The 685-nt window shown below is 70.5% G+C and carries 1 protein-coding gene; it reads left to right on the top strand.

All coding sequences use genetic code 11. From position 1 onward, the window contains the following. The coding region (locus TX83_RS18015) for an AMP-binding protein (protein WP_141233560.1) at positions 1–685 on the top strand (685 nt) is incomplete at both ends.

Here is a 685-nt window from a genome sequence, read left to right as displayed (position 1 = left end):
CTCACCGCAGAAGTCGAACGCAGCGTCGACGCGCAACGCATCTGCGGCTTCGTCGAGCAGGCCTTGCAGGCGCTGGTCGACGCATTGGAGCGCGAACCGCAGCGACCGCTCGATCGCCTGGAGCGGCTGCCGGCGCAGGAACGCGAACAGGTGTTGCAGGCCTTCAACGCCACCGACACCGAGTATCCGCGCGGCCTGCTGCTGCATCAGCTGTTCGAGCGCCAGGCGGCGCAACGTCCCGATGCGATCGCGCTGGCGTTCGAAGGCCGGCGCCTGAGCTATGCCGAGCTCAATGCGCGCGCCAACCGATGGGCGCGCCGCCTGCGCCTGCTCGGCGTCGGCCCGGATGCGCGGGTCGGCGTGTGCCTGCAGCGCAGCGAGCATCTGGTGATCGCGTTGCTGGCCACGCTCAAGGCCGGCGGCGCCTACCTGCCGCTGGACCCGGCATTGCCGTCCGAGCGCTTGCAGCAGTTGCTCGATGAGGCCGCGCCGGTCGCGGTTCTGACCGAATCGGCGCTGGAATCGCGACTGCCGGCGACGTCGTTGCCGGTGGTGGCGCTGGATCGCGACACGACCGCCTCGGTGTTGGCCGGGCACGACCTGGACCCGGCCGAGGTCGGCCTGGGCGAACGCCACCTGGCCTATGTGATTTACACCTCCGGTTCGACCGGCCGGCCGAAGGGGG

This window comes from Lysobacter antibioticus HS124, from assembly GCF_000336385.2.
GTDB classification, from domain to species: Bacteria; Pseudomonadota; Gammaproteobacteria; order Xanthomonadales; family Xanthomonadaceae; genus Lysobacter; species Lysobacter firmicutimachus.
Note: the sequence above shows the minus strand (reverse complement) of the source record. Positions and strands in the feature narration are given on the sequence as shown.